This window comes from Salinispora cortesiana, assembly GCF_000484695.1.
In the GTDB taxonomy this organism is placed as follows: domain Bacteria; phylum Actinomycetota; class Actinomycetes; order Mycobacteriales; family Micromonosporaceae; genus Micromonospora; species Micromonospora cortesiana.
This window is the reverse complement of the sequence record NZ_AXVR01000068.1, coordinates 1-18,640: the sequence shown is the minus strand read 5'-3', so window position 1 is coordinate 18,640 and position 18,640 is coordinate 1. Positions and strand designations below refer to the sequence as shown.

The 18,640-nt window shown below is 68.9% G+C and carries 18 protein-coding genes and 1 pseudogene; 8 read left to right on the top strand and 11 right to left on the bottom strand.

All coding sequences use genetic code 11. The features are described from left to right. Both K228_RS0121235 and K228_RS0121230 read left to right on the top strand, forming a co-directional pair. The coding region (locus K228_RS0121235) for a transposase (RefSeq protein ID WP_025620080.1) at positions 1-277 on the top strand (277 nt) is incomplete at its 5' end. A 155-nt stretch (positions 278-432) separates the two neighbouring features. Further along, positions 433-1,662 (top strand): IS110 family RNA-guided transposase, encoded by a 1,230-nt coding sequence (locus K228_RS0121230; RefSeq protein ID WP_025620239.1) that lies wholly within the window; start codon positions 433-435, stop codon positions 1,660-1,662. 231 nt (positions 1,663-1,893) lie between these two features. Here K228_RS0121230 and K228_RS0121225 read toward each other — a convergent pair. The 11 genes and pseudogenes from K228_RS0121225 to K228_RS0121175 all read right to left on the bottom strand — a co-directional run. Beyond that, positions 1,894-2,703 (bottom strand): annotated as a pseudogene (locus K228_RS0121225) (lantibiotic dehydratase); the annotation flags it as partial. A 66-nt stretch (positions 2,704-2,769) separates the two neighbouring features. Continuing rightward, entirely contained in the window at positions 2,770-2,922 is a 153-nt protein-coding gene (locus K228_RS27620) for an FxLD family lanthipeptide (protein ID WP_018253023.1), read from the bottom strand. A 12-nt stretch (positions 2,923-2,934) separates the two neighbouring features. After that, positions 2,935-4,176: a methyltransferase, FxLD system gene (fxlM, locus tag K228_RS0121215; protein ID WP_025620237.1), complete on the bottom strand. Its 1,242-nt coding sequence runs from the start codon at positions 4,174-4,176 to the stop codon at positions 2,935-2,937. Positions 4,177-4,316: 140 nt separating this feature from the next. After that, a complete protein-coding gene (locus K228_RS0121210; RefSeq protein ID WP_025620236.1) occupies positions 4,317-4,997 on the bottom strand; it encodes a 3'-5' exonuclease in 681 nt (226 codons plus the stop codon). After that, positions 4,984-6,231 (bottom strand): radical SAM family protein, encoded by a 1,248-nt coding sequence (locus K228_RS0121205; RefSeq protein ID WP_025620235.1) that lies wholly within the window; start codon positions 6,229-6,231, stop codon positions 4,984-4,986. The genes K228_RS0121210 and K228_RS0121205 overlap by 14 nt, the downstream gene beginning before the upstream one ends. Then, positions 6,228-6,809 (bottom strand): nucleoside-diphosphate kinase, encoded by a 582-nt coding sequence (locus K228_RS0121200; protein WP_029723842.1) that lies wholly within the window; start codon positions 6,807-6,809, stop codon positions 6,228-6,230. Before K228_RS0121200 ends, K228_RS0121205 begins: the two co-directional genes overlap by 4 nt. Further along, complete coding sequence (locus K228_RS0121195) at positions 6,743-7,768, bottom strand: thymidylate synthase (protein WP_025620233.1); 1,026 nt, start codon at positions 7,766-7,768, stop codon at positions 6,743-6,745. Before K228_RS0121195 ends, K228_RS0121200 begins: the two co-directional genes overlap by 67 nt. A 2-nt stretch (positions 7,769-7,770) precedes the next feature. Then, positions 7,771-8,808: a CgeB family protein gene (locus tag K228_RS0121190; RefSeq protein WP_025620232.1), complete on the bottom strand. Its 1,038-nt coding sequence runs from the start codon at positions 8,806-8,808 to the stop codon at positions 7,771-7,773. After that, positions 8,805-9,431, bottom strand: coding sequence for a GNAT family N-acetyltransferase (locus K228_RS0121185; protein ID WP_025620231.1), 627 nt, complete (start codon positions 9,429-9,431; stop codon positions 8,805-8,807). Before K228_RS0121185 ends, K228_RS0121190 begins: the two co-directional genes overlap by 4 nt. Further along, entirely contained in the window at positions 9,425-10,954 is a 1,530-nt protein-coding gene (locus K228_RS0121180) for an APC family permease (RefSeq protein WP_025620230.1), read from the bottom strand. Before K228_RS0121180 ends, K228_RS0121185 begins: the two co-directional genes overlap by 7 nt. Positions 10,955-10,969: 15 nt before the next feature. Then, a complete protein-coding gene (locus tag K228_RS0121175) occupies positions 10,970-11,608 on the bottom strand; it encodes a GPP34 family phosphoprotein (protein ID WP_080671652.1) in 639 nt (212 codons plus the stop codon). Between the two features lie 626 nt (positions 11,609-12,234). On the opposite strand from K228_RS0121175, the gene K228_RS0121170 reads away from it, so the two are divergent. From K228_RS0121170 to K228_RS29695, 6 genes are all read left to right on the top strand, one after another. Beyond that, positions 12,235-13,116 (top strand): helix-turn-helix domain-containing protein, encoded by an 882-nt coding sequence (locus tag K228_RS0121170; RefSeq protein ID WP_025620228.1) that lies wholly within the window; start codon positions 12,235-12,237, stop codon positions 13,114-13,116. After that, entirely contained in the window at positions 13,116-13,313 is a 198-nt protein-coding gene (locus K228_RS0121165; protein ID WP_018253034.1) for a DUF397 domain-containing protein, read from the top strand. Before K228_RS0121170 ends, K228_RS0121165 begins: the two co-directional genes overlap by 1 nt. Before the next feature lie 254 nt (positions 13,314-13,567). After that, positions 13,568-14,836, top strand: coding sequence for an NsdA family TPR-like regulatory protein (locus tag K228_RS0121160; RefSeq protein WP_025620227.1), 1,269 nt, complete (start codon positions 13,568-13,570; stop codon positions 14,834-14,836). Beyond that, positions 14,833-15,762, top strand: coding sequence for a phosphotransferase (locus tag K228_RS0121155; RefSeq protein ID WP_025620226.1), 930 nt, complete (start codon positions 14,833-14,835; stop codon positions 15,760-15,762). The genes K228_RS0121160 and K228_RS0121155 overlap by 4 nt, the downstream gene beginning before the upstream one ends. 294 nt (positions 15,763-16,056) lie before the next feature. Then, the gene (locus K228_RS26475) at positions 16,057-17,934 is read left to right on the top strand and encodes an Hsp70 family protein (protein ID WP_025620225.1); all 1,878 of its coding nucleotides are present in this window, start codon (positions 16,057-16,059) and stop codon (positions 17,932-17,934) included. Position 17,935: 1 nt separating this feature from the next. Further along, positions 17,936-18,613: a hypothetical protein gene (locus tag K228_RS29695; protein ID WP_245603534.1), complete on the top strand. Its 678-nt coding sequence runs from the start codon at positions 17,936-17,938 to the stop codon at positions 18,611-18,613. The last annotated feature ends 27 nt before the right edge of the window (positions 18,614-18,640 follow it).

Sequence of the window (18,640 nt, the reverse complement as noted above, 5' to 3'; positions counted from 1 at the left end):
CGAACACGGCGCCGCACTCGGCGTCGACGTCGAGACCGTCACCAAAGACCCCCAGGCCAAAGGCTTCAGCGTGGTCAAACGGCGATGGGTCGTCGAACGCACCATCGGCTGGCTCATGCACCACCGCCGACTCGTCCGCGACTATGAAGCACGACCCGACAACTCCGCCAGCATGATCACCCTCGCCATGATCGACAACCTCGCCAAACGCCTCACCGCCGAAACCACCCCAACCTGGCGAGAACCACTACAACCACAACACACACAAAATACGTGAACCAGACGTCCTCTGACTGCGAAGACCGGGACCGTGCGGGTCGCTGGGATCGCGAATGGCTCATCGGAGGGTAGGCCACAGAGCCTCGTCATTAGGGCGCCGCGCGTTTCCGTCAGGGTTGCATGCCCGACGAGCAGGCGAGAAGGGAGTAGGAATTGGCGGTGTACTGCGGCATCGACTGGTCAGAACGGCATCACGACATCGCTGTGGTCGACGAGCACGGTCGTTTGGTCGCCAAGGGCCGTATCGGCGATGACTTGGACAGTTTCACCACGCTGGTCGAGATGCTGGCCGCCGCCGGCGACAGCGCCGCCGAGCCGGTCCCGGTGGCGATCGAGACCCCGCGTGGATTGCTGGTCGCGGCGCTGCGCGCAAGCGGCCGGCGGGTGTACTCGATCAACCCGATGGCGGTGGCCCGCTACCGCGAACGGCATTCGGTGTCGGGCAAGAAGTCCGACCATGTCGATGCGGTGGTACTGGCCGATATCCTGCGCACCGATGCCCACGTTCACCGGTCGCTGCCACACGACAGTGAACTGGTTCAGGCAGTCGCGGTGCTGGCCCGAGCCCACCAGGACGCCACCTGGCGGCGAACCCGGGCCTCAAACGAGCTGCGGTCGCTGCTGCGGGAGTACTTTCCCACGTTCCTTGCCGCGTTCAACGGCAGGAAGGGCCATCTGACCAGCGCGGACGCCCGCGCGGTGCTGGCCGTCGCATCCACGCCCGCAGCTGCTGCAAAGCTGTCTACAACTCGGATCGCCGCCGCCCTACGCCGCGGCGGCCGCCGGCGCGGCGTCGAGGACTTGGCCGCCGAACTGCAGCAGGCGCTGCGCCGTCCGCAACTGCGTCAGCCGGCCGTCGTAGAGGAAGCCATGGGCATCCAGGCGCTGGCGCTGCTGGCGACGCTGAACGTCGAATGCGCCAGTGTCGAGCAGCTTGCCGAAGCCGCCAGCGAAGCGTTCCACCAGCACCCGGACCACACGATCGTGACAAGCTTCCCCGGTCTGGCCGATGTGACCGGCGCCCGCGTTTTGGCCGAGATCGGCGACGACCGCGCCCGGTTCGCCGATGCCCGCGCGTTGAAGGCCTACGCCGGCGCGGCCCCGGTCACCCGGGCGTCCGGCCGCAGCATCTCCATCACCCACCGCAAGGTGAAGAACGACCGCCTCGCAGCCGCCGGCTACATCTGGGCCTTCGTCGCCGCCACCCACGCCGAACCCGCCAAGCAGCACTACCAGCGCCGCCGAGATCACGGCGACCGCCATCCCGCCGCCCTACGCCACCTGCTCAACCGGCTGCTTGGCTGTCTCCATCACTGCTTGGCCACCGAACAGCTATACGACCCGACCAAGGCCTTCGCCCAGGTAACGCCGACAAGCCCCTGAGTCAGTCCCGTAATGCTCGGGCAACTGCATCCAGCAGATCCCGGGCACCGGCACGAACATCGGGGTCAGATTCGACCAGCAAGCCCCCAACCACGGCTCGGAACCGCAAGCGATCCCCCGGCTCGGCGCAGGACAGCTCGAACAGGATGCTGCCCAAGGCACCGTAGATGTGATCCGAGGTCTCCGGCTCCGCGACATGCCACACCGCAGCCAGCAGTCGCAGCGCCGGTGCGTCACCGCGACGTCGGCGCGCAGGTCGACCGCGATCCGATGACCGGGTTGCGGTAGGGCGTAGTGGTCCGCCGCGTGCGCGGCCGGATCGGTGACCGTCATTGCGGGCCGCAGCGCCGACAGCAGCACCCCGACCTGTACCAGGTCGGCCAGCAGCCGCTCGGCGGTGGCCACGTCGGCGGGACCGGCGATCTTCGCGGCGAGGTCGGCGAACCCGACCGGCGACCGTGCCGCCTGGATCGCTGCCTCGACGGGGCCGGTCAGGCGGATCTCCACGTCCCACCGCCGGTCGCCCTCGGCGCGGGCACACGGCAGCACCCACCTGCCGTCGCGCTGGAATCCGAGTGAGTTCGTCACCACCTCGACGGCGCGCAGGGTGGCGAGGTCTTGTTCGGCCCGCGCGGTGTGCTCGGCGATGAACTCACCGTCCGGACGGGCGACCGCGCGGTGGGCCTCGCCCAGGCGGACCGCTGCATGGGTATCAAACTGGATCGGGGCGACCCCGGCGAAGGTGCCGAACGGGGTCGCGCGGGTGGTCCACCGCAGCAGGTACTTGACCGCTGCCCCTACGAGACGACGTAGTCGCTTCTCCGCGACCGGCTCGCCGGCTACCGCCCGAGCGATCTGCCCGGCCAGCTCGGGCGCTGCTGAGGTGACCGCCGTCGCGAACCGTGGCAGCTTCCATACCGCGTGCAGCCAGGTGCGCCACTGTTCCGGTTCGTCGGATGCCAGGTCGGGCCAGCCAGGCAGGTGGAGATCGTTCGGATACGCGGCGACTCTGATCAGCGCCGCACCAGGGGCGGGAATCATGCGCACCACCGAGGGGGTCGGCAGGCCCGGCGCCGTGCGACACCGGGCCTGGCGGGGAACGGTCGGTCAGTCGCTGGCGTCGCAGCGGGTCGTGCAGGCGTTGGAGCCCGTGTTGCCCGAGCCGCAGTTGTCGTCGGTACCGGTGGCGTAGCCGTTCGCGGCGGGGCCAGCGTCGACCAGGGTGACGTCCAGGGTGAACTCGGGGACCGTTTCGTTCATGTGCTTGCCTTTCTACGAAGGGTTGAAGGTGAGGACGACGCGGCTGCGTCGTTTGTCCAGCACCGTCCCGGCCGGCAGGTCGCCGTCGGGAGTTCCAGCGGGCAGGACGTGCAGCATCGGCGAGGGGCTGCCGGCGTCCAGCCAGTCGCGCATCTGCTTAACCATCCGTTCGGCCGCCGCGCCTGCGTCGCGGCCGTGCGCGCGGGCGCCCACGTCGAACAGGTCGCCCGTCCACTTCAGCGCCGAGCGGTAGCAGAAGCTGCCGTCATGCAGGGCGGCGGGCGTGCCGTAGCGCCACGCCGGGGTGACGAGGCCAGCGTCGATGGCCTCCTGCTGGGCGGTGAGAACCACGAACTGCTGCCCCGCCTCCGTGATGCGGGCCGCGAGCCAGAGATCGAGGTCGGCCAGGATGGTGCGCGGCGGCAGGCTCGCCCCGGCCCATTCCTGCGCCGGTGGTTGCGACAGCAGCGCGCCGACGGCCTCCGGATCGGCCTGCTGCCCGAGTTCGTCCAGCCGCAGGTGCACGCCGACCGCGATGTCGACGTAGCGCATCTCGTGGGCGCCGGAGCCCTGCATGGACACGAAGCCGCACAGGCGTTGGCTGTGGCTGGTCAGCCGGTCACCGGCACGGCGCAGCGCCCACGAGCGGGTCATCCCGAACGTGCGCAGCGGAACGACCAGGGTGCCGGTCTCGGCAAGTTGCTCGGTCCACGCCGGGGGGATGTCCCAGGCACCAACCGTCACGATGATCAGGTCGTAGGAACGGTCGTGGCCGATCAGCTGGTCGGCGTCGGCACAGACGACGGTCACGTCGTCGTAGCCGGCCGCCGCCAGGCACGCCGTGGCCCGGTCGGTCACATCGCTGTCGATGTCCACTGTCGTGACCGATCCCGCCGGCCCGACCAGCTCGTGCAGTAGCGCCGCGTTGTAGCCGCCGGAGCCGATCTCCAGCACGTGCCGGCCGAGTAGTCCGCCGTCGATGACGTCGGCTGCCTGGCCGAGCATCTCCGCGATCAGCCACGGCGCCGACACCGAGCTGACGGCCTCGTCGCCGCGCCGCTTGGTGACCACGGCCTGGTCGGCGCGGTACGCCTCCTCCAGCGGCGCATCCGGGGTGAACAGGTGACGGCGGACGGTGCGCAGTGCCGTCTCCACCTCGGGCCGCATCGCCAGCCCCTTGTCGGCGTGATCTGCGACGAGCTGATCGACCATGGCGGCATGTAGGCCCTCGGCGTTCACCGTGTCGACACTCACTGGTTGCACTCTCCTTTTCGTCTGGACCGCCCGGTTGGATGGCCCGGCCTTCTCGCTGTTCGGATCAGCACCGCGGCTAGCGAGTCGACTCGCCACGTCACGGTTAGTTCGTTTCAGCTGATCCACGTATTGAGCTGAGGTCAGAACAAGGTGTCCGGTGCCGGCGTCGGTGCGAAGTCCGGTAGGGCGGCCACTGCGCACAGCCCGGCTAGTGCGACACCGGCGGGCCACCGGCGGGTGACGAGGCCGCCGAGGAGGATGGCTGCCCCGGTGGCGTCCCACAGGGCTCGGTGTGGCTGGCCGTCGGGCACCGCACGGGTCACTGTGGCGGTGAGGTCGAGGTGTTCGAGCAGCCTGGTGAGGCTGTTCCCGCCGGCGTCGATGCGGTAGGCGCGGGCGAGGCGCAGTGTGTCGATGAGCCCGGCCGGTGCGATCGAGGGGCACCGTCGGTGCAGCAGGCGCCAGTCGACGCCGATGTTGTGCCCGACGAGCCACCGGCCGCTAATGCGGCCGGCCAGCTCAGGCTCGACCGCGGTGAGCGGCCGGGCCTGGCTGAGTACATCGTTGCTCAGTCCGGGCGGGATCCAGGGGCGTGCGGGGATGGGGCGGCCTGGGTTGACCAGGGTGGCGTACGTGGCGTACGTGGCGGCCGGCTGGCCGGCGGCAAGCGGGACGAGCGCGATCTCCAGGATGGCCTCGTGGTCGCGGTCCTGGGCGCCGCTGCCTTCCAGGTCTAGGGCGACGAGGTCGGCCTGGTGCCAGGGGGTGTCGGTTCCGGTCACGGGTCCGTCCTGCCGGGTGTGGGGGTCAGTCGTCTTCATACCGCGCCTCCTGCTCGAACTGCTGGCGCACCGCCGTGAACGCTTCCACCTGGGCGGCGTCGGTGCCGTGCCCGGTGAGGGACCGACCGTGGGCGTGTAGGTGGTGGGGCTGGTCGAGTTCCCAGATCTGGTAGCGCAGGCCGTGTTGGATGGCGTAGCGGCGCTGCTCGCCGAGGCCGTGGGTCCACACGTGGCCGTCTTCGATGGCGTACTGCGTCTGGTAGCCAAGCTGGCCGAGGATGCGGTCCATGCTGGCCGGCGTCGGTTGGATGTGGTCGTCGGCGCAGCGCTGCTGCTGGGCGGCGGGGCAGATGTCACACAGCTCCCGCACGCCCCAGTGGCCGTTGTAGTCGGGCGCCTCGTGGGCGTAGGCGACGCCGCAGCTCGTCTTGCGGAACAGCGGTGTGGCGATGCCGGAGGCGCGCCAGGCAGCGACCACGGCGGCGTCGAGGTCGCCGGGCATGGTCTTGCGGCGGTGGTAGTCCTCCCCGAATGGCACGGGCACGCCGAGGCCGCGCAGGTAGTTGGCGTTCTCGGGCTTGTGGTAGTAGCCGGTGAACACGATCGCGTCGGCGTCGCGGCCGACGTCGAGGACGTGAGCCATGGTGTCGGGGGTGTCGTTCCAGCCGGGCACGATCGGCCGCCAGTACAGCACCACCCCGGTACGGCGCTTGTGCGCGGCGGCGGTGCGGATCGACGTCACGGTGATCTCGCTCTTGGAGATCGGCTCGACCCGCGTGTCGGTGATCCCGGAGTAGGTGAAAAGCAGCGTGACCCGCAGGTGCTGCAACCGCTCCAGCGCGGCCATGTCCGCCTCGGTGACCTTGAACCGGGTGATCAGCAGGACGTGGTTGGTGAAGCCGCTCGCGTCGAGGGCACGAAGCACCTGGAACAGGTGCGGTTTGACGCCGGGCAGGAACGGGTCGGTGGCCTTGTTGAACAGTTGGATTGGGGTGATGTTGGGGCGGAACGCCTCGTGCCCGACGAGCCGGTCGATCGCCTCGTCGGTGGGCATGAGCAGGTGCGGGACTTTGACCTCGAAGTTGCCCCAGAAGTGCCGTACGCAGTAGCCGCACTCCAGTGGGCAGCCGATGATGTGGTTGAGGCTGAGTCCGGACTTGCGGTAACCCACGACCTGCGCCATGTACGGGTCGAGGTCGGCTTGCTGGTCGGCGGGCATGATCGGCAGCAGCCGAGGTCCGGACGTGAAGGTGGGTGCGGCGGTGCTGGTCATCGGGCGCCTCCGTAAGGGGTCGCAGGGGCGAGCAGGTGTGCGGCGCTGGGGCCATACCAGATGTCGAAGTCGCGGGGTACGACCTCGACGGTGTCGGAACTGTGGATCAGGTTGTCGACCAGGCGGCCCTCAGCCATCGCGGTACGCAGGCTGTCGATGCCGAACCGGCCTCGGATGGTGTCGGCTGGTGCGGTGGTCGGGTCGGTGGGGCCGAGTCGCTCACGCAGCCGGGGTGCGGCGTTGGGGCCGCGGCCGAGGGCGAGGCCGGTGGGTTGGCCGACGAAGATGCGCCGCAGCTCGGCGGGGACGTCGCGGCCGAGCTGTGTGGACAGCGGCAGCATGTCGGAGTAGTGTGTGAAGATCTGCGCTTCGGTGGGCCACACCGTGCGGATGTCGACCACCTGGACTTCGCGTTGGACCCAGACAAGGACTGATTCGCGCAGGCCACGGGCCAGGCAGTCGGGTTTGAGGAGGATGACGGTCCAGTCCGACCAGCCCACGCCCGGAGGGGTCATGACGGCCACCCGGCGCGGATGGTGGCGGGCATCCGGTCCGGCCAGCGGCGGGCCACCAGCCATCGGTGCCCGGGGTGCAGGGCGGCCACAGCATCGGGGGCGACGGTGCCGTCCGGATTGTGGACGATTTGCCGGTATACCTCGAACAGCGCGAGTACCTGCTGCCAGTACAGCGGCAGCGGGACGTGGTCCAGGCGCACCGGGTCGAGGCGTCGGGTGTTGGTGCGCAGGCTCTCCTCCCAGGCCATGATCAGGGCGAGGTCGTCGTGGCTGGTCGCCGGCATCGACGGGACCGGGAACCTAGGGCTGGTGGCCGTGCCGGCGGCCTCGGTGAGGATGGCGTCGACGCGGTCCAGGTCGAGCAAGTTGATGTGCATGGAACCGACGTGGTGGGCGTAGGTGCCCACCGGCACGCCGAGGCGGCGGGCCGTGTACTCCTGGAGGAAGGTGAACGAGAACGTGTCGCACAGCAGCCCGATCACGGCGTCGTTGCCGCGCATGTAGGCGGTGGCGTGCAGGGCGCCGTCGCGGAGCAGGAACTGCAGGCCGAGGGTGCAGGCCACGTCGGGGTGGGTCGGGTCGGTCAGCTCGTCGGGCCGCATGATGACCATGGCGGCGCGTTTGGTGTTCGGGTCCTCGCGCAGCAGCGACACCACGCGGTCGAACTGGCTGCGCCCGTCCGGGCTGGTCGCGGTGAACAGTCTGGGGCCGTAGGCGGTGCCGGTGAGCCGGCCCTCGATGGCGAGGTCGCGCAGCCGCGGCGCGTAGTAGCCGATCATGTCGACGTCGTCGCGGCCGGTCAGGTACCACAGCGCCTCGGCGTGGTTGAACACGATGTTGGTCCGGCGGGCGGCCAGGTACGGGGTGCGGTCGACCGGGTCGGTGATCGTGAAGCTGCTGTTGATGATCTCCCGGGCCTTCTTGCCACGCCCGTCCGTTTCGTACTGATGGCGGCGGGCGACGGTGCGCAGCATCGCGAGGTACACCTGCTGGAAGGTGTCGTAGGTGGGGCCGTAGACCATGGCTACCTCCGAGGGCTCAGGCTGGTCAGGGCGGTGAAGACGTTGTCGAGGACGGCGAGTTGCCGGGACAACCGCATCGGCTCGAGGAAGCTCAAACACGCCGCGATCAGATCGACGTGCTCGGTGCTGCCGGCTATGTGTTGCAGGTGCTCGACCCGCTGCACCACGTCCGCCCCGTCGGCGACGCGCAGCACCGGCGGTACGAACGCCTCCCCGCCGACGAACTCGGCGGGCAGCAGGGGTAAGCAGCCGGCGAGCAGGGCCTCAAACAGTCGGGACGTCATGTGCCCGACCGCGTTGTAGCGCTCCGGCATTAGCAGCACCGTCGCGAGGGCCTGCCGATGGATGGCCTCGACCTCGTCGAACGGGCATCGGCCGGTGAAGGTGACGTGCGGCCACCGCTCGGTGCGCGGCCACTTACCGGCCACCCGGTGCCCGACCTGCCGCGCGGCCGGGGCAAAGTAGCGGTCGAAGGCGTCGTCACGGTCGTACTGGTTGCCGACGTATACCAGCGACACCGACCGAGGCCGACCCACCAGCGCGGCAGGGTTGGCGACGTCCAGCGCAGCGTCCGGCACCGGGCACAGCAGCGTCGTAGCGTCCGGGGCCGGGCTCAGGGCGAACTCGCACACCGCCACGTTCGGAAGCCCCCGGACGGGGTCGTCGGCGGAGAGCTGCCGGTCGAGGTCCCAGATCACCGTCGGGGTGCCGCACGCGCGGGTGTAGTACTCCAGCAGCTCGGCCTGCCGGTGCAGATCGCAGGTGTGTCCCGGGGTGCCGCACGGGGTGGTGTTGCGGCCCGGCAGCGGCCAGCGCCACTCCACCATCAACACGTCAAGGTCGGGCAGCCCGCCGAACATGTACTGGCCGCGCAGGTCCAGACCTGCCTCGGCCAGGTCCCGGTTGCGCTGGACGAGCACCACCTCGTGACCGGCGGCGGCCAGCCCATCGATCAGCGGCCGGCGGTACGCCCGCGACCCGTCCGGCGTGTCCACCACCCCAGGGCCGAGGAACCCCCAACAGCTATACCCGATCCTCATTCCGCCTCCCCGGTTGAGCGCGGGTGCCGCCACATCGGGTACAGCTCCGGCCCCTTCGGCAGCCGGTATCCCATGCGGGGCAGATAGCCATGCCGGCGGTACAGGACGCCGTGACGGCTGCTGGTGGCCTCCAGGTATCCGGGGATGCCATCGGCGTCGAGGCGGTTGTGGTGGTGCTCCAGCAGGGCGCTGCCGAGCCCCTGACGTTGCCGGTCCGGGTGCACACCGAGGTGGGCGAGGTAGTGATGCGGCGCGTCGGTGGGGTGGTGTTGGTGCATGATCCGGTCGAGGGCGAGGAACCGGTGCAGGTGCTGGCCGCACGCCAGCGCGAGGCGCGTGGTGTAGTTGGGGATCTCGACGTCGAACCGGTCACTAACCGGGTACCAGAGGGCGACGGCGGCGAGGTCGTCGGTGACATCGATCCAACCGGCGGCTTGCGCACTCTCGGCGAGGAGCAGGAAGTACGGCCAGTACACCTTCTCGCGGGTGTCGACTCTGGGGACCAGCCAGGGGCCGAGTTCGCCGTGCAGGAACGCCTCGGTGAGCACGGCGGCCACGGTGTCGGTCTCGGCCGGGGTGGCGCGGCGAATCGTCGGAGCGAACGCGTCCACGGTCGTCACCACCCGCTCGCGGCCGGCGCTGGATTCGGCTGGCCGGACGGGGCAGCAAGCTCGGTGGTGACGCTGTTCGCACCGCGCCCGATGCCCGTATACACGTCCGGCTTGGCGGTACGCAGCAGCAGCGCCCACAGCATGCCGAGCACGGCGGCGGCGACGTAGGCACTGGGGAAGATCCACCGCAGTGGGTCACCAGGCTCGACGCCGAGCAGGGTGTGGAATTGGCCGATGGTGGCTACGAGGATCCACAGCAGCGCTGTCGCCGCGAGTGCGGGGGCGACCACCCGCCGCCACGCGCTGATGCTGTCGTGGTTCGCCGGGCGGGCGAAGTACGCGATGACCGCGATCGACGTCGCAGTCATCAGGATCAACACACCGAGGCCCCCTGCGACGGTGAGCCAGAAGAACAGATGCACGATCGGATCCCAGCCCGCCACCGCGTACACAACGAGCACTGATGCGGCCAGCGTGGACTGCACGAGTGAGCCGACCTTCGGGGCGCGGGTGCGGATACTGGTCCGACCCAACACCGCAGGCAGGACTCGCTCCCGGCCGAGAGCGAACAGATACCGGGCCACCGTGTGGTGAAACGCCAGCAGCGCGGCGAACAGACTCGTCACGAACAACGCCTGTCCGAGCCCGACTACGAAGGCGCCGACATACGGGGCGGCCAGGGTGAAGATCAGATCGGTGCCGTCGGCCCTCGCCGCCTCGACAATGTGTTCCGGCCCGGTGGCCACGGACATCGCCCACGCGCAGAAGGCGTAGAGCAGGCCGATGATGGCAACAGCCCGGTAGGTGGCCTTGGCGACGGTGCGCTGCGGGTCCTTGGACTCCTCACTGAACACGGCGGTGCCTTCGAACCCGACGAACCCGGCCACGGCCGTCACCAGGGCCGCACCGATCCCGGCTCCGATGAGGTGGGACGGCGCGAGGGTGTCGATAGTGATCCTGCCGTCGGCGGGGTGGGTAAGGTGCACCACGGCGAACAGGGCCGCGGCGGCGATCTCGACCAGCAGGATCACCGCCAAGACGCGGCCATTGAAGTCGATGCGCCGCACCCCGAGGATCGCGATCACGGCCCACGCGGCGAACGCGCACACCACCCACGGCACCGGCCAGCCCAGCCAGTCCTGGAGGCGTCCGGCGAGAACGGCACCGAACCCGCCGTACAGGCCGATCTGCATCGTGGCGTAGGCCACCACCGCGACGAACGACGCCCCGACACCGGGCACCCTGCCCAGACCACGGGACACGTAGCTGTAGAACGCCCCGGAATTGACCACCCGACGCGACATGGCCACGTAACCCACCGAGAACAACCCCAGCGCCACCGCCACCGCCAGGTAGGCGATCGGGATACCAGTGACCCCGGTGACGGCGTAGCCGGTGGTCGCACCACCGGCCACCACGGTCAACGGAGCAGCGGCAGCCATCACGATGAACACCACCGGCCATACACCGAGACGGGCACGGGCCAACGTGGCCGAGACATCACTCGTCGGGGTCCGGGGGCCAGGAACAGACATGGTACGAACAGCTCCTCACATGTGTTGGGAAGGGGTTTTGTGGCCGGTGAGCACGGCATCGCCGACAGCAGCCTCGGTGTGAGACAGCAGCAGACGCAGCGACGGCGGCGCGACGGCGACCATCTGGCGAAGCCCGGCAACAACATGCCCCGGGGCACCATCGAGCACACGCCGATGCAGGTCAGTAGCGACCATCAAACCGGCGAGGACGGTGTCGAAACGATCCAGCGGCTTGCCCTGACGTAGCCGAGTGGACAGTCGAGCCCACGGCCACGCCGCAACATGCGACTCGGTGGGGACATAGGTTGTGGATCTGGTCAGCAGGCGCCGGGCCGTCTCGACTCGGACATGTCCCGACCGCAACAGCCGTAATGCCACCTGCTCGTGGGAGGTCTGCGACAAGAACGCCAGCCACGTCCGCACCGTGTGCCCGGCCACCTCACCAGCAAGCTGACCCAGCACCGTGTGCGCCAGCACGTCAGGCGGCGGCGTACGGCTGACGACACGAACCTGACCGTTCTCGATCACGATGGCGTCGGTGAAGGCCAGCTCGGCCAGCAGTGCCGCGGCCAACCCGAGTCCCGCCACCGAAGCGTGCAGTAGCGGACGGCCTGTCGTGTCGTGGTGCGCCAACCGAAAGAGGTCATCAGCCAGGAGCGGCCATCGAGTGCGAGGCGGCGCCGTTGACCGCACAAATAGGTCCGGGTGCGCGGGTGGCGGGGGCGACGCGGCTACCGGGCGTCCGCGCGATTCAGGGGCGGCGTGCCGGGCCACCGCCGCGACGGTGGCCCGGGACTGTTGCGGCGCTGGCGCCCGGCCCGCCGCCGGTCGGGGGACAGCAGCGGCGGACCGGGGATCCGGGTACGGCACACCCATTGCACCGCGCGGGGCGTGGGGCGGCTGCGCAGGTCCGGGCGTCGCCTGCGCCGCCAACGGGTGCGGTGCCTGCATCGTTCGCCTCCCCTGCCTGGCCTCTCGTGCCGTTCGCTGATCTGGATGCCTCCATCGATGAACATCAGCCGGCGCGGACTGCCGCATGCCATCGATGCATCGCGTGCCGTGAGTCCACGATCACGGACCGTCCGCCGGGCCGGAACCCTGTTCTATGGGGAGACTTAGGGGGAGACTTACTGGGCGACCGGGCCTTGACCTGGGGTTCTACGGGTTCACACTGATCGGCTAATGATCAACATCGGCGGATGCGGGGTTACGCTCTTGGCACGCTGACAGTCCACGGAGACGGTCGGTTAGCTGCGTGGCCGTTACCGCTGGAGGACGTGATGATGGTCAGCCCCTTTGTGCGGCGGCGTCGGCTCGCCATGGAGATCCTGCGGCTGCGCGACGAGTACGGGTTTTCCGCTGATCGGCTCGCCAGTGCGGTCGGGGTGAAGCGGCAAACCATCAGTCGGATCGAGAACGGCCACGTCCGGCCCGACCCCGACTTGATCATGCGGATCCTCACGGTATTCAACGTTGGGGAGAAGCGATGGGCGCAGATCATGACGATCGCGCGCGAAGCCCAGGAACGCGGCTGGTGGGAACGCCACGCCGATCAGATGGGTCCTCGACAGGCGCTCGCGGCCAGCCTTGAGTCGGGCGCACAGCGAATCTTCGAGTACCAGATGACCTTGCTGCCGGGGCTGCTACAAACCCCCACGTTCAGCCAGGCTCGCGTCCACGCCGACCCGTCCGCCCACACCGAAGGAGTCGAGCCCACCCGGGCCCTGGAGGCGCGCATCACGCGGCAACGGCTCCTGGAGCGCTCTGGTGGCCCCGTCTACGAGGTGGTCGTTGACGAATTGGCCATCCGGAGGTTCGCCGCGCCTGTGGCCGTCGTCGGGGGGCAACTCCGGCATCTGGCCGACCTCGGACGTAAGCAGGAGCGGGTCACCATTCGGGTTCTGCCGATCGCCGCGTCGATCGCCGGTCATGTCGTCCCACGCTCGGCGTTCTCCATCTACCGCTACCCGGATTCCGCCGACCCGATCGTGGTTTCCGTCGATACCATCACCTCGGACCTTGTCTTGACCGATGCCGTCGATGTGGGCCACTACTTGACCCTGTACGACCGCCTCCGGGCGGCGGCATTGACGCCGGAGCAGACGATCGACTTCCTCGCCGCCGTGGCTGAGGAGCTGCCCGAACACCAAGGAGCCATCTGATGTCCTACCGCTTCACCAACTGGCGCAAATCCACCCGCAGCGGTAGCGCGGACAACTGCGTCGAGGTCGCCGTCGCCGATAACGGCGTGGTTGGCGTGCGCGACTCGAAGAACCCGATCGGGCCGATCCTCGAGTTCACCCCGACGGAGTGGGCAGGGTTCACCGGAGGCGTCCGTGTTGGCAAGTTCGATCTCTGACAACGTCCAGCAGATACGTTCTCGGTCGCCGTTTGCCGTGGCTGCAACGCCTTGAAGGGCATTGGTCACGGTGGGATGCTGACGCTGGCCGGCATGTCGGGGCTGACCGAACATGTCGGCTTGGCGATCGATGGGGCAGCGAGCCGAGGCGAGGACGGTTGGGGATGACACGGCGACGCCACACAGGTCCGCCCAACGAGCTACTCAGCGACGCACGCCGCCGCCTCGGGTCGCCGTCCGGATCGGGAAGGCGGATGTCCCGTCAGGAGATCGCCGACGCGGTCAACCGCTACCTCGCCGGCAAGGGGTACAACGAGGCTGACATTGACGCCAACTACATCGGCAAGCTCGAACGGGGCGAGCACCGCTGGCCCCGCGATTCCCGACGCGAAGCCTTCCGCGCCGTGCTCGGAGCGGTCAGCGACGCCGCCCTCGGCTTCTACGTCGTCCGCGGCGAACCGCACGAGGCCGTCAATGACGCGCAGATCGAGGTCGACCGGCTGCAGACCGCTGATGGGGGTAGGCGTGCGCTGCTCGGCGGAGTTGCCGGCCTGGTCGCTGCCCTCGGCCTGTTCGGTCGCGGACCGGGTGGCGACAGAAACGCTCGTATCGGCGGCTCGGACGTGGCCCGTCTCAACGCCGTCGTGGCGCTGTACCGATCGATGGACTACGAGTCTGGCGGCGGCGTGCTGCGTGTGGAGGCGGGTCGGTTCGCCGAGGCGGCGTCGTCGCTGGCCAACCGGCCCTGCAACGACGCGGTCAAGCCCGCCCTACTGGCTGCCATCGCCAACGCCCGCCAGCTCGCTGGTTGGGCCGCGTTCGACACCGGACACCACTGCGACGCCCAACGCCACTGGCTCTCCGCCGAACGCACCGCCATAGCCGCAAACGACCTGCGACTGGCCGCCCGGGTGCGCTACTGCCAGGCCCGACAGTTCCAGCACCTACACCACAACGGCGACGCCCTGGACACGCTACGCCTGGCCCACGACCACCTCGCCGGCCGCGCCACCCCGGCGACCAACGCCATGCTGCACGGCGCCGAGGCAGCCTCCCTCGCGGCCAGAGGTGACCGGAAAGAGGCCCTGACCGCGCTCGGCGCCGCCACCGACGCCTTCGACCGCATCGACCCGGACCGCGAGCCGGAGTGGATGCGCTTCTACGACCGCGGCGAGCTGCTCGCCCAGTACGGGCGTGTCCACCGCGACCTCGCCCGAGCAAACGAACGACACGGCAAGGCCGCTGTCCGGTGGGTCTCCGAGGCCATCGCCGCATTCGGCCCCCAAAATGTACGCAGCACGGTACTCAACGAAGTCGGACTGTGTAGCAGCTTCTTCCTCGCCGGAGAACCACGGGAGGCCGTCGTCGTCGGCACCCGGGCTATCCGGCACGCCAACCAGTTGACCTCCCAGCGGGTACACGACCGCATCCGCAACCTCCGCCGCGACATGCACCGGTACGCAACGGACCCGCCAGTCGCCGAATTCAGCCGTACCCTGTCCACGATCGGCCCGGCCGCATGACCACCACCGACAGCGGCGGACGGTACACCGAAGCGGCCATGACCGAGGCCATGCACCGGATTGCCGACCAGCTCGACGTCCCCAGCCACGACGCCCGGCTACTCCGCCTGACCAACAACGCGGTCTTCGCGCTACCCACCGCCGCCATCGTCGTACGCATCACCCGCTCCACCACCCTGCACCACCGTGTCCACAAAGTCACCCGGCTCGCCACCTGGTTCGCCGAACGCCACGCACCCACCACCCGGCTCGCCACGCACGTTGACCAGCCCATCCCCGTCGATGGCCTCCTCGCCACCATCTGGGAATACGTCCCGCCCACCGAACCAGCACCGACCGTCGAAGACCTCGGCCACCTCCTGCACCACTTCCACCATCTCGGCACACCGCCATTCTCCCTACCAACCTGGAACCCAGTAGCAGATGCACAACGCCGAATAGCCGACGCGGAGGCACTACGTGACGACGAGGCCGACTACCTCATGGCCTGGTGCGATCGCCTCACCCCGCGAATCGCGACACTCAACAACCAGTCAAAGAACCACCTCGTCCACGGCGACGCCCATACGGGCAACCTCCTCCGCACCCCCGATGGCGATGTCGTCATCGGCGACTTCGACCCCACCTGCAAAGGCCCCTGGCAGGTCGATCTCGTCGCCGTGCCCGTCGGCGAGACCCGCTTCGGCCGACACAGCGCCCATCGCCGCCTGGCCCACGCCTACGGCTACGACGTGACCCAAGACCCCGACTGGCCCACCCTGCGAGAAGCACGTGAACTCAAAATGGTCTGCGCCGCCGTACCACTTCTCGCCAGCGCACCAGGCATAGCCCGCGAGTTCCGCACCCGCCTACACAGCATCCGCAACCAAGATCAGCAGGCTCGGTGGACCCCATTCGGCGATCTCAATCGCGAGATCCGACCGTGACATGGCAAAGCTAGCACCTCCTTGTTTAGCGTCGATTGGTTTCAGCTGAGCTGCTCCCAGTGTCAGCCGGCACCGAGAGCAACTTGACGTGTTCGCCAGTTCGACGGGCCGTCCGCCGGCGGACGGCGGTCGTCTTGCTCTCGGCGGGCCAGTGATCCGGGCAGCAACGGCGCGGCGAAACCGGACCGGCGCCGCGCGGCGCGGCCTTCGGGTTGCGGCGCGGCCTTCGGGGTCCTGCTTCCGGTGAGTGATCGACGGGTGACGTGAGTGTGATCCTCATGTTTGACTACGTCGATGGGGGTAGAGGTTCGGCTGTCGATTGACTGTGGTGGTGCCAGCACGGTGGCGGTGCTGGCGTGGGCCGACGGTAGGGCGTCGGTGCTGCCGTTCGATGGCATGCCGTTCCTGCCTAGTGCCGTGTGTGTCGACAGCGACGGTCGGGTGTGGACGGGTCAGCAGGCGTGGCAGGCCGCCGAGGCTCAGCCGGCAAGGTTGGTTCCGAGTCCGCGTCGTCCCGCCGATGGCGATCTGGTAGTCGACAACGCGCAGGTGGAGGCGGTGGAGCTTGCCGCGGCGCCGCTGCGTCGCGCTGCTGCTGAAGCTGAGCGGGTTGCTGGTGGGCCGGTGCGGGATGTGCGGTTGGTGGTGCCTGCGGGGTGGGGGCCACGTCGGCGTACCTGGATGCGGCAGGTCGCGCATCGGGCGGGTCTGACCCAGCCGCGTCTGGTGGAGGCCCCGGTAGCGGTGGCGGAGCATCTGGCGTCCACTGGTGTGCGGCTACCGGTGGGTTCGTTTGTGGTCGTTTGTGATGTCGGGGCTGGGGTTGAGGTGACGGTGCTACGCCGGACGGCGGCAAGCTTCGAGGTGCTTGCGACTCTGGCGGACCCTGAGGCGGGCGGTGCCAGCGTCGATTCGACGTTGGCAGCGGCGTTGACGAATGGTCGGGACATGGCTGCGGACGGCGCAGCGCTATGGGTGACGGCGGAAAGCGCCCGCGTTGCGAAGGAGGCTTTGCTCTCGTACCCGGCGGTCACGGTACCGCTTTCCGATCAGCCGCCTGTCATCGCGAACCGTGCCATGCTCGACGAGGCTGTCCGGCCCGTGGTGCGACGCGTCGCGGACCTGACGCAGCAGACGATCGCCGCCGCTGAGCTGTCGGCCCGTGACCTGGCGGGGATCTACTGCATAGGCGGCAGCGCTCGGCTGCCGCGCTTGGGCGAGGCGATCGCCGAGCAGACGGGGATTACGCCGGCTGTTGTGGCCGAGCCGCAGTTCGTCGCGGCGTTCGGGGCTGCCGAGGCTGGCTCCGCAAGTCACGGCGTGGGGGTTGCAATAGATGTGCCGGTGCCGCCGGTGCGTAGAGCTATCGGAATCGCGGTACCGGGCTTCGCCTCGTTGGCGCTGATCTGGCAGTGCATCGTGACCGCCGAACGTAACAGTGCCCTGAGCCTGTACTACTGGGTGGACTTCAATTGGGGTGGTCTGGCGCTGGCGGCCGTGTTCGCTCTACTGGGGTGCCTCGCCGCGGGAACGGTCCTTGGTTCTCTGATCGCTGCGCGTAGCCCCACACCGGACATCCGAGCAGAGGGTGGGAAGGTCAGTGTCGGCATTCTGGCTGCGGTCTCCCTTGGGGCCGCTATCGCGGGCCTCTACGCGGTGGTCACCAGCCAATACTTCGCCCTGCCGGTGGGGAGCTTCCTGCGCTGGGCGCTGTGGCCGATAGTCCCCATCGTAGTGTTGGCGACGGCGATGGCAGTAGTGGCCGCCCGCCAGTGGCGCACGCCGCACGGCGGCTGGTCGGCGCTGCTGGCCGTACCGACCGGCTCGATCATCGCTGCCGCCGTCGGCATGGGCTTGATCCAATATTCGCTGACCGCGGCCCGGTGGCCGAACCTGGTGATGTGGATCGACCTTGCGGGACGGGTCGGCGGGCTGTTCCTAGGCGCCGGGATCGTGATGGCGCTCGTGACGCCGCTGATGTTCCGCGTCGTCCTGGCCGCACCGGTCTCGGTGATCAGCGCCGCGATCGTTGGCGCGCCGTCTACCGGCATCCTCGCCATCTGCTATGCCGTGGCGGTGGCAGTGTGGTGGATGGCCCGCATCTGGACGCGCGTCGTTCATTCCTCGACCGCCACCGCGGCACCCTTGCGGGCTGCGGATGGAGGTGGATGAGGTGCGCTGGCCACGGCGGCTGATGTCACTGCTGTTCCTTCTTGCACTGCTGGCCGGTCCACCGCTGGTGCTGCTAACTCTGATCGGCCCACCCATCCGTGGCTGGCCGAGTACGGAGCAGGCGCGGGCATGGGTGCAGCAGCCGTTGACCGAGCAGACACTCACTGCCGCGTTGACAGTCGGAGCATGGCTGGTCTGGCTGATGCTCGCCTACACCGTTGCGATGCGGGTCTATATCCGGCTACGCGCAACCTCGGCGTGGCTGCGGCGGTTGCCGCTGCCGACGCCCTTGCAGGCCACGGCCAGCGGAATGGCCGGCGCCGCCGTCTTCGGCGTCACCACTACCAACGTCACCACCGCCGTACCGCATTCGGTGTCGTCCGGCCCAGTCGCGCTTCAAATCCAGGCCAGTCCTGACGATCCCGGCGAGGTCACACACGAGAACGGGATCGTCGTATCCGGTGGCTGGCTGCCCCGTGACGTCGCCGCGCAGGTCACCGCTGCTGCAGCGTTGGTATGGCTACGTCGCCGCCGTGACTACCACCCGCGCAACGCCAGCCGTGACAATTCGGACCTCGCCTCGCTGCCTCCCACCGTCGCTGCGGTGCAAGCCCGGAACTTGTCAAGGCCGGTGGGACCAGTGGGTGTTACGCCGCTTGCGGCATCGGTTGATCGGTAGCGGGTTCGGTGGGGTTGATCCAGACGG

What these genes read in the sequence shown, in the direction of transcription:
- K228_RS27620 (WP_018253023.1), bottom strand. Translation starts at nt 2,922, where the DNA reads ATGAACGAAACGGTCCCCGAGTTCACCCTGGACGTCACCCTGGTCGAC.
- K228_RS0121210 (WP_025620236.1), bottom strand. Translation starts at nt 4,997, where the DNA reads ATGAAGACGACTGACCCCCACACCCGGCAGGACGGACCCGTGACCGGA.
- K228_RS0121205 (WP_025620235.1), bottom strand. Translation starts at nt 6,231, where the DNA reads ATGACCAGCACCGCCGCACCCACCTTCACGTCCGGACCTCGGCTGCTG.
- K228_RS0121200 (WP_029723842.1), bottom strand. Translation starts at nt 6,809, where the DNA reads ATGGCTGGTGGCCCGCCGCTGGCCGGACCGGATGCCCGCCACCATCCG.
- K228_RS0121195 (WP_025620233.1), bottom strand. Translation starts at nt 7,768, where the DNA reads ATGGTCTACGGCCCCACCTACGACACCTTCCAGCAGGTGTACCTCGCG.
- K228_RS0121190 (WP_025620232.1), bottom strand. Translation starts at nt 8,808, where the DNA reads ATGAGGATCGGGTATAGCTGTTGGGGGTTCCTCGGCCCTGGGGTGGTG.
- K228_RS0121180 (WP_025620230.1), bottom strand. Translation starts at nt 10,954, where the DNA reads ATGTCTGTTCCTGGCCCCCGGACCCCGACGAGTGATGTCTCGGCCACG.
- K228_RS0121170 (WP_025620228.1), top strand. Translation starts at nt 12,235, where the DNA reads ATGATGGTCAGCCCCTTTGTGCGGCGGCGTCGGCTCGCCATGGAGATC.
- K228_RS0121165 (WP_018253034.1), top strand. Translation starts at nt 13,116, where the DNA reads ATGTCCTACCGCTTCACCAACTGGCGCAAATCCACCCGCAGCGGTAGC.
- K228_RS0121160 (WP_025620227.1), top strand. Translation starts at nt 13,568, where the DNA reads ATGTCCCGTCAGGAGATCGCCGACGCGGTCAACCGCTACCTCGCCGGC.
- K228_RS0121155 (WP_025620226.1), top strand. Translation starts at nt 14,833, where the DNA reads ATGACCACCACCGACAGCGGCGGACGGTACACCGAAGCGGCCATGACC.
- K228_RS26475 (WP_025620225.1), top strand. Translation starts at nt 16,057, where the DNA reads ATGGGGGTAGAGGTTCGGCTGTCGATTGACTGTGGTGGTGCCAGCACG.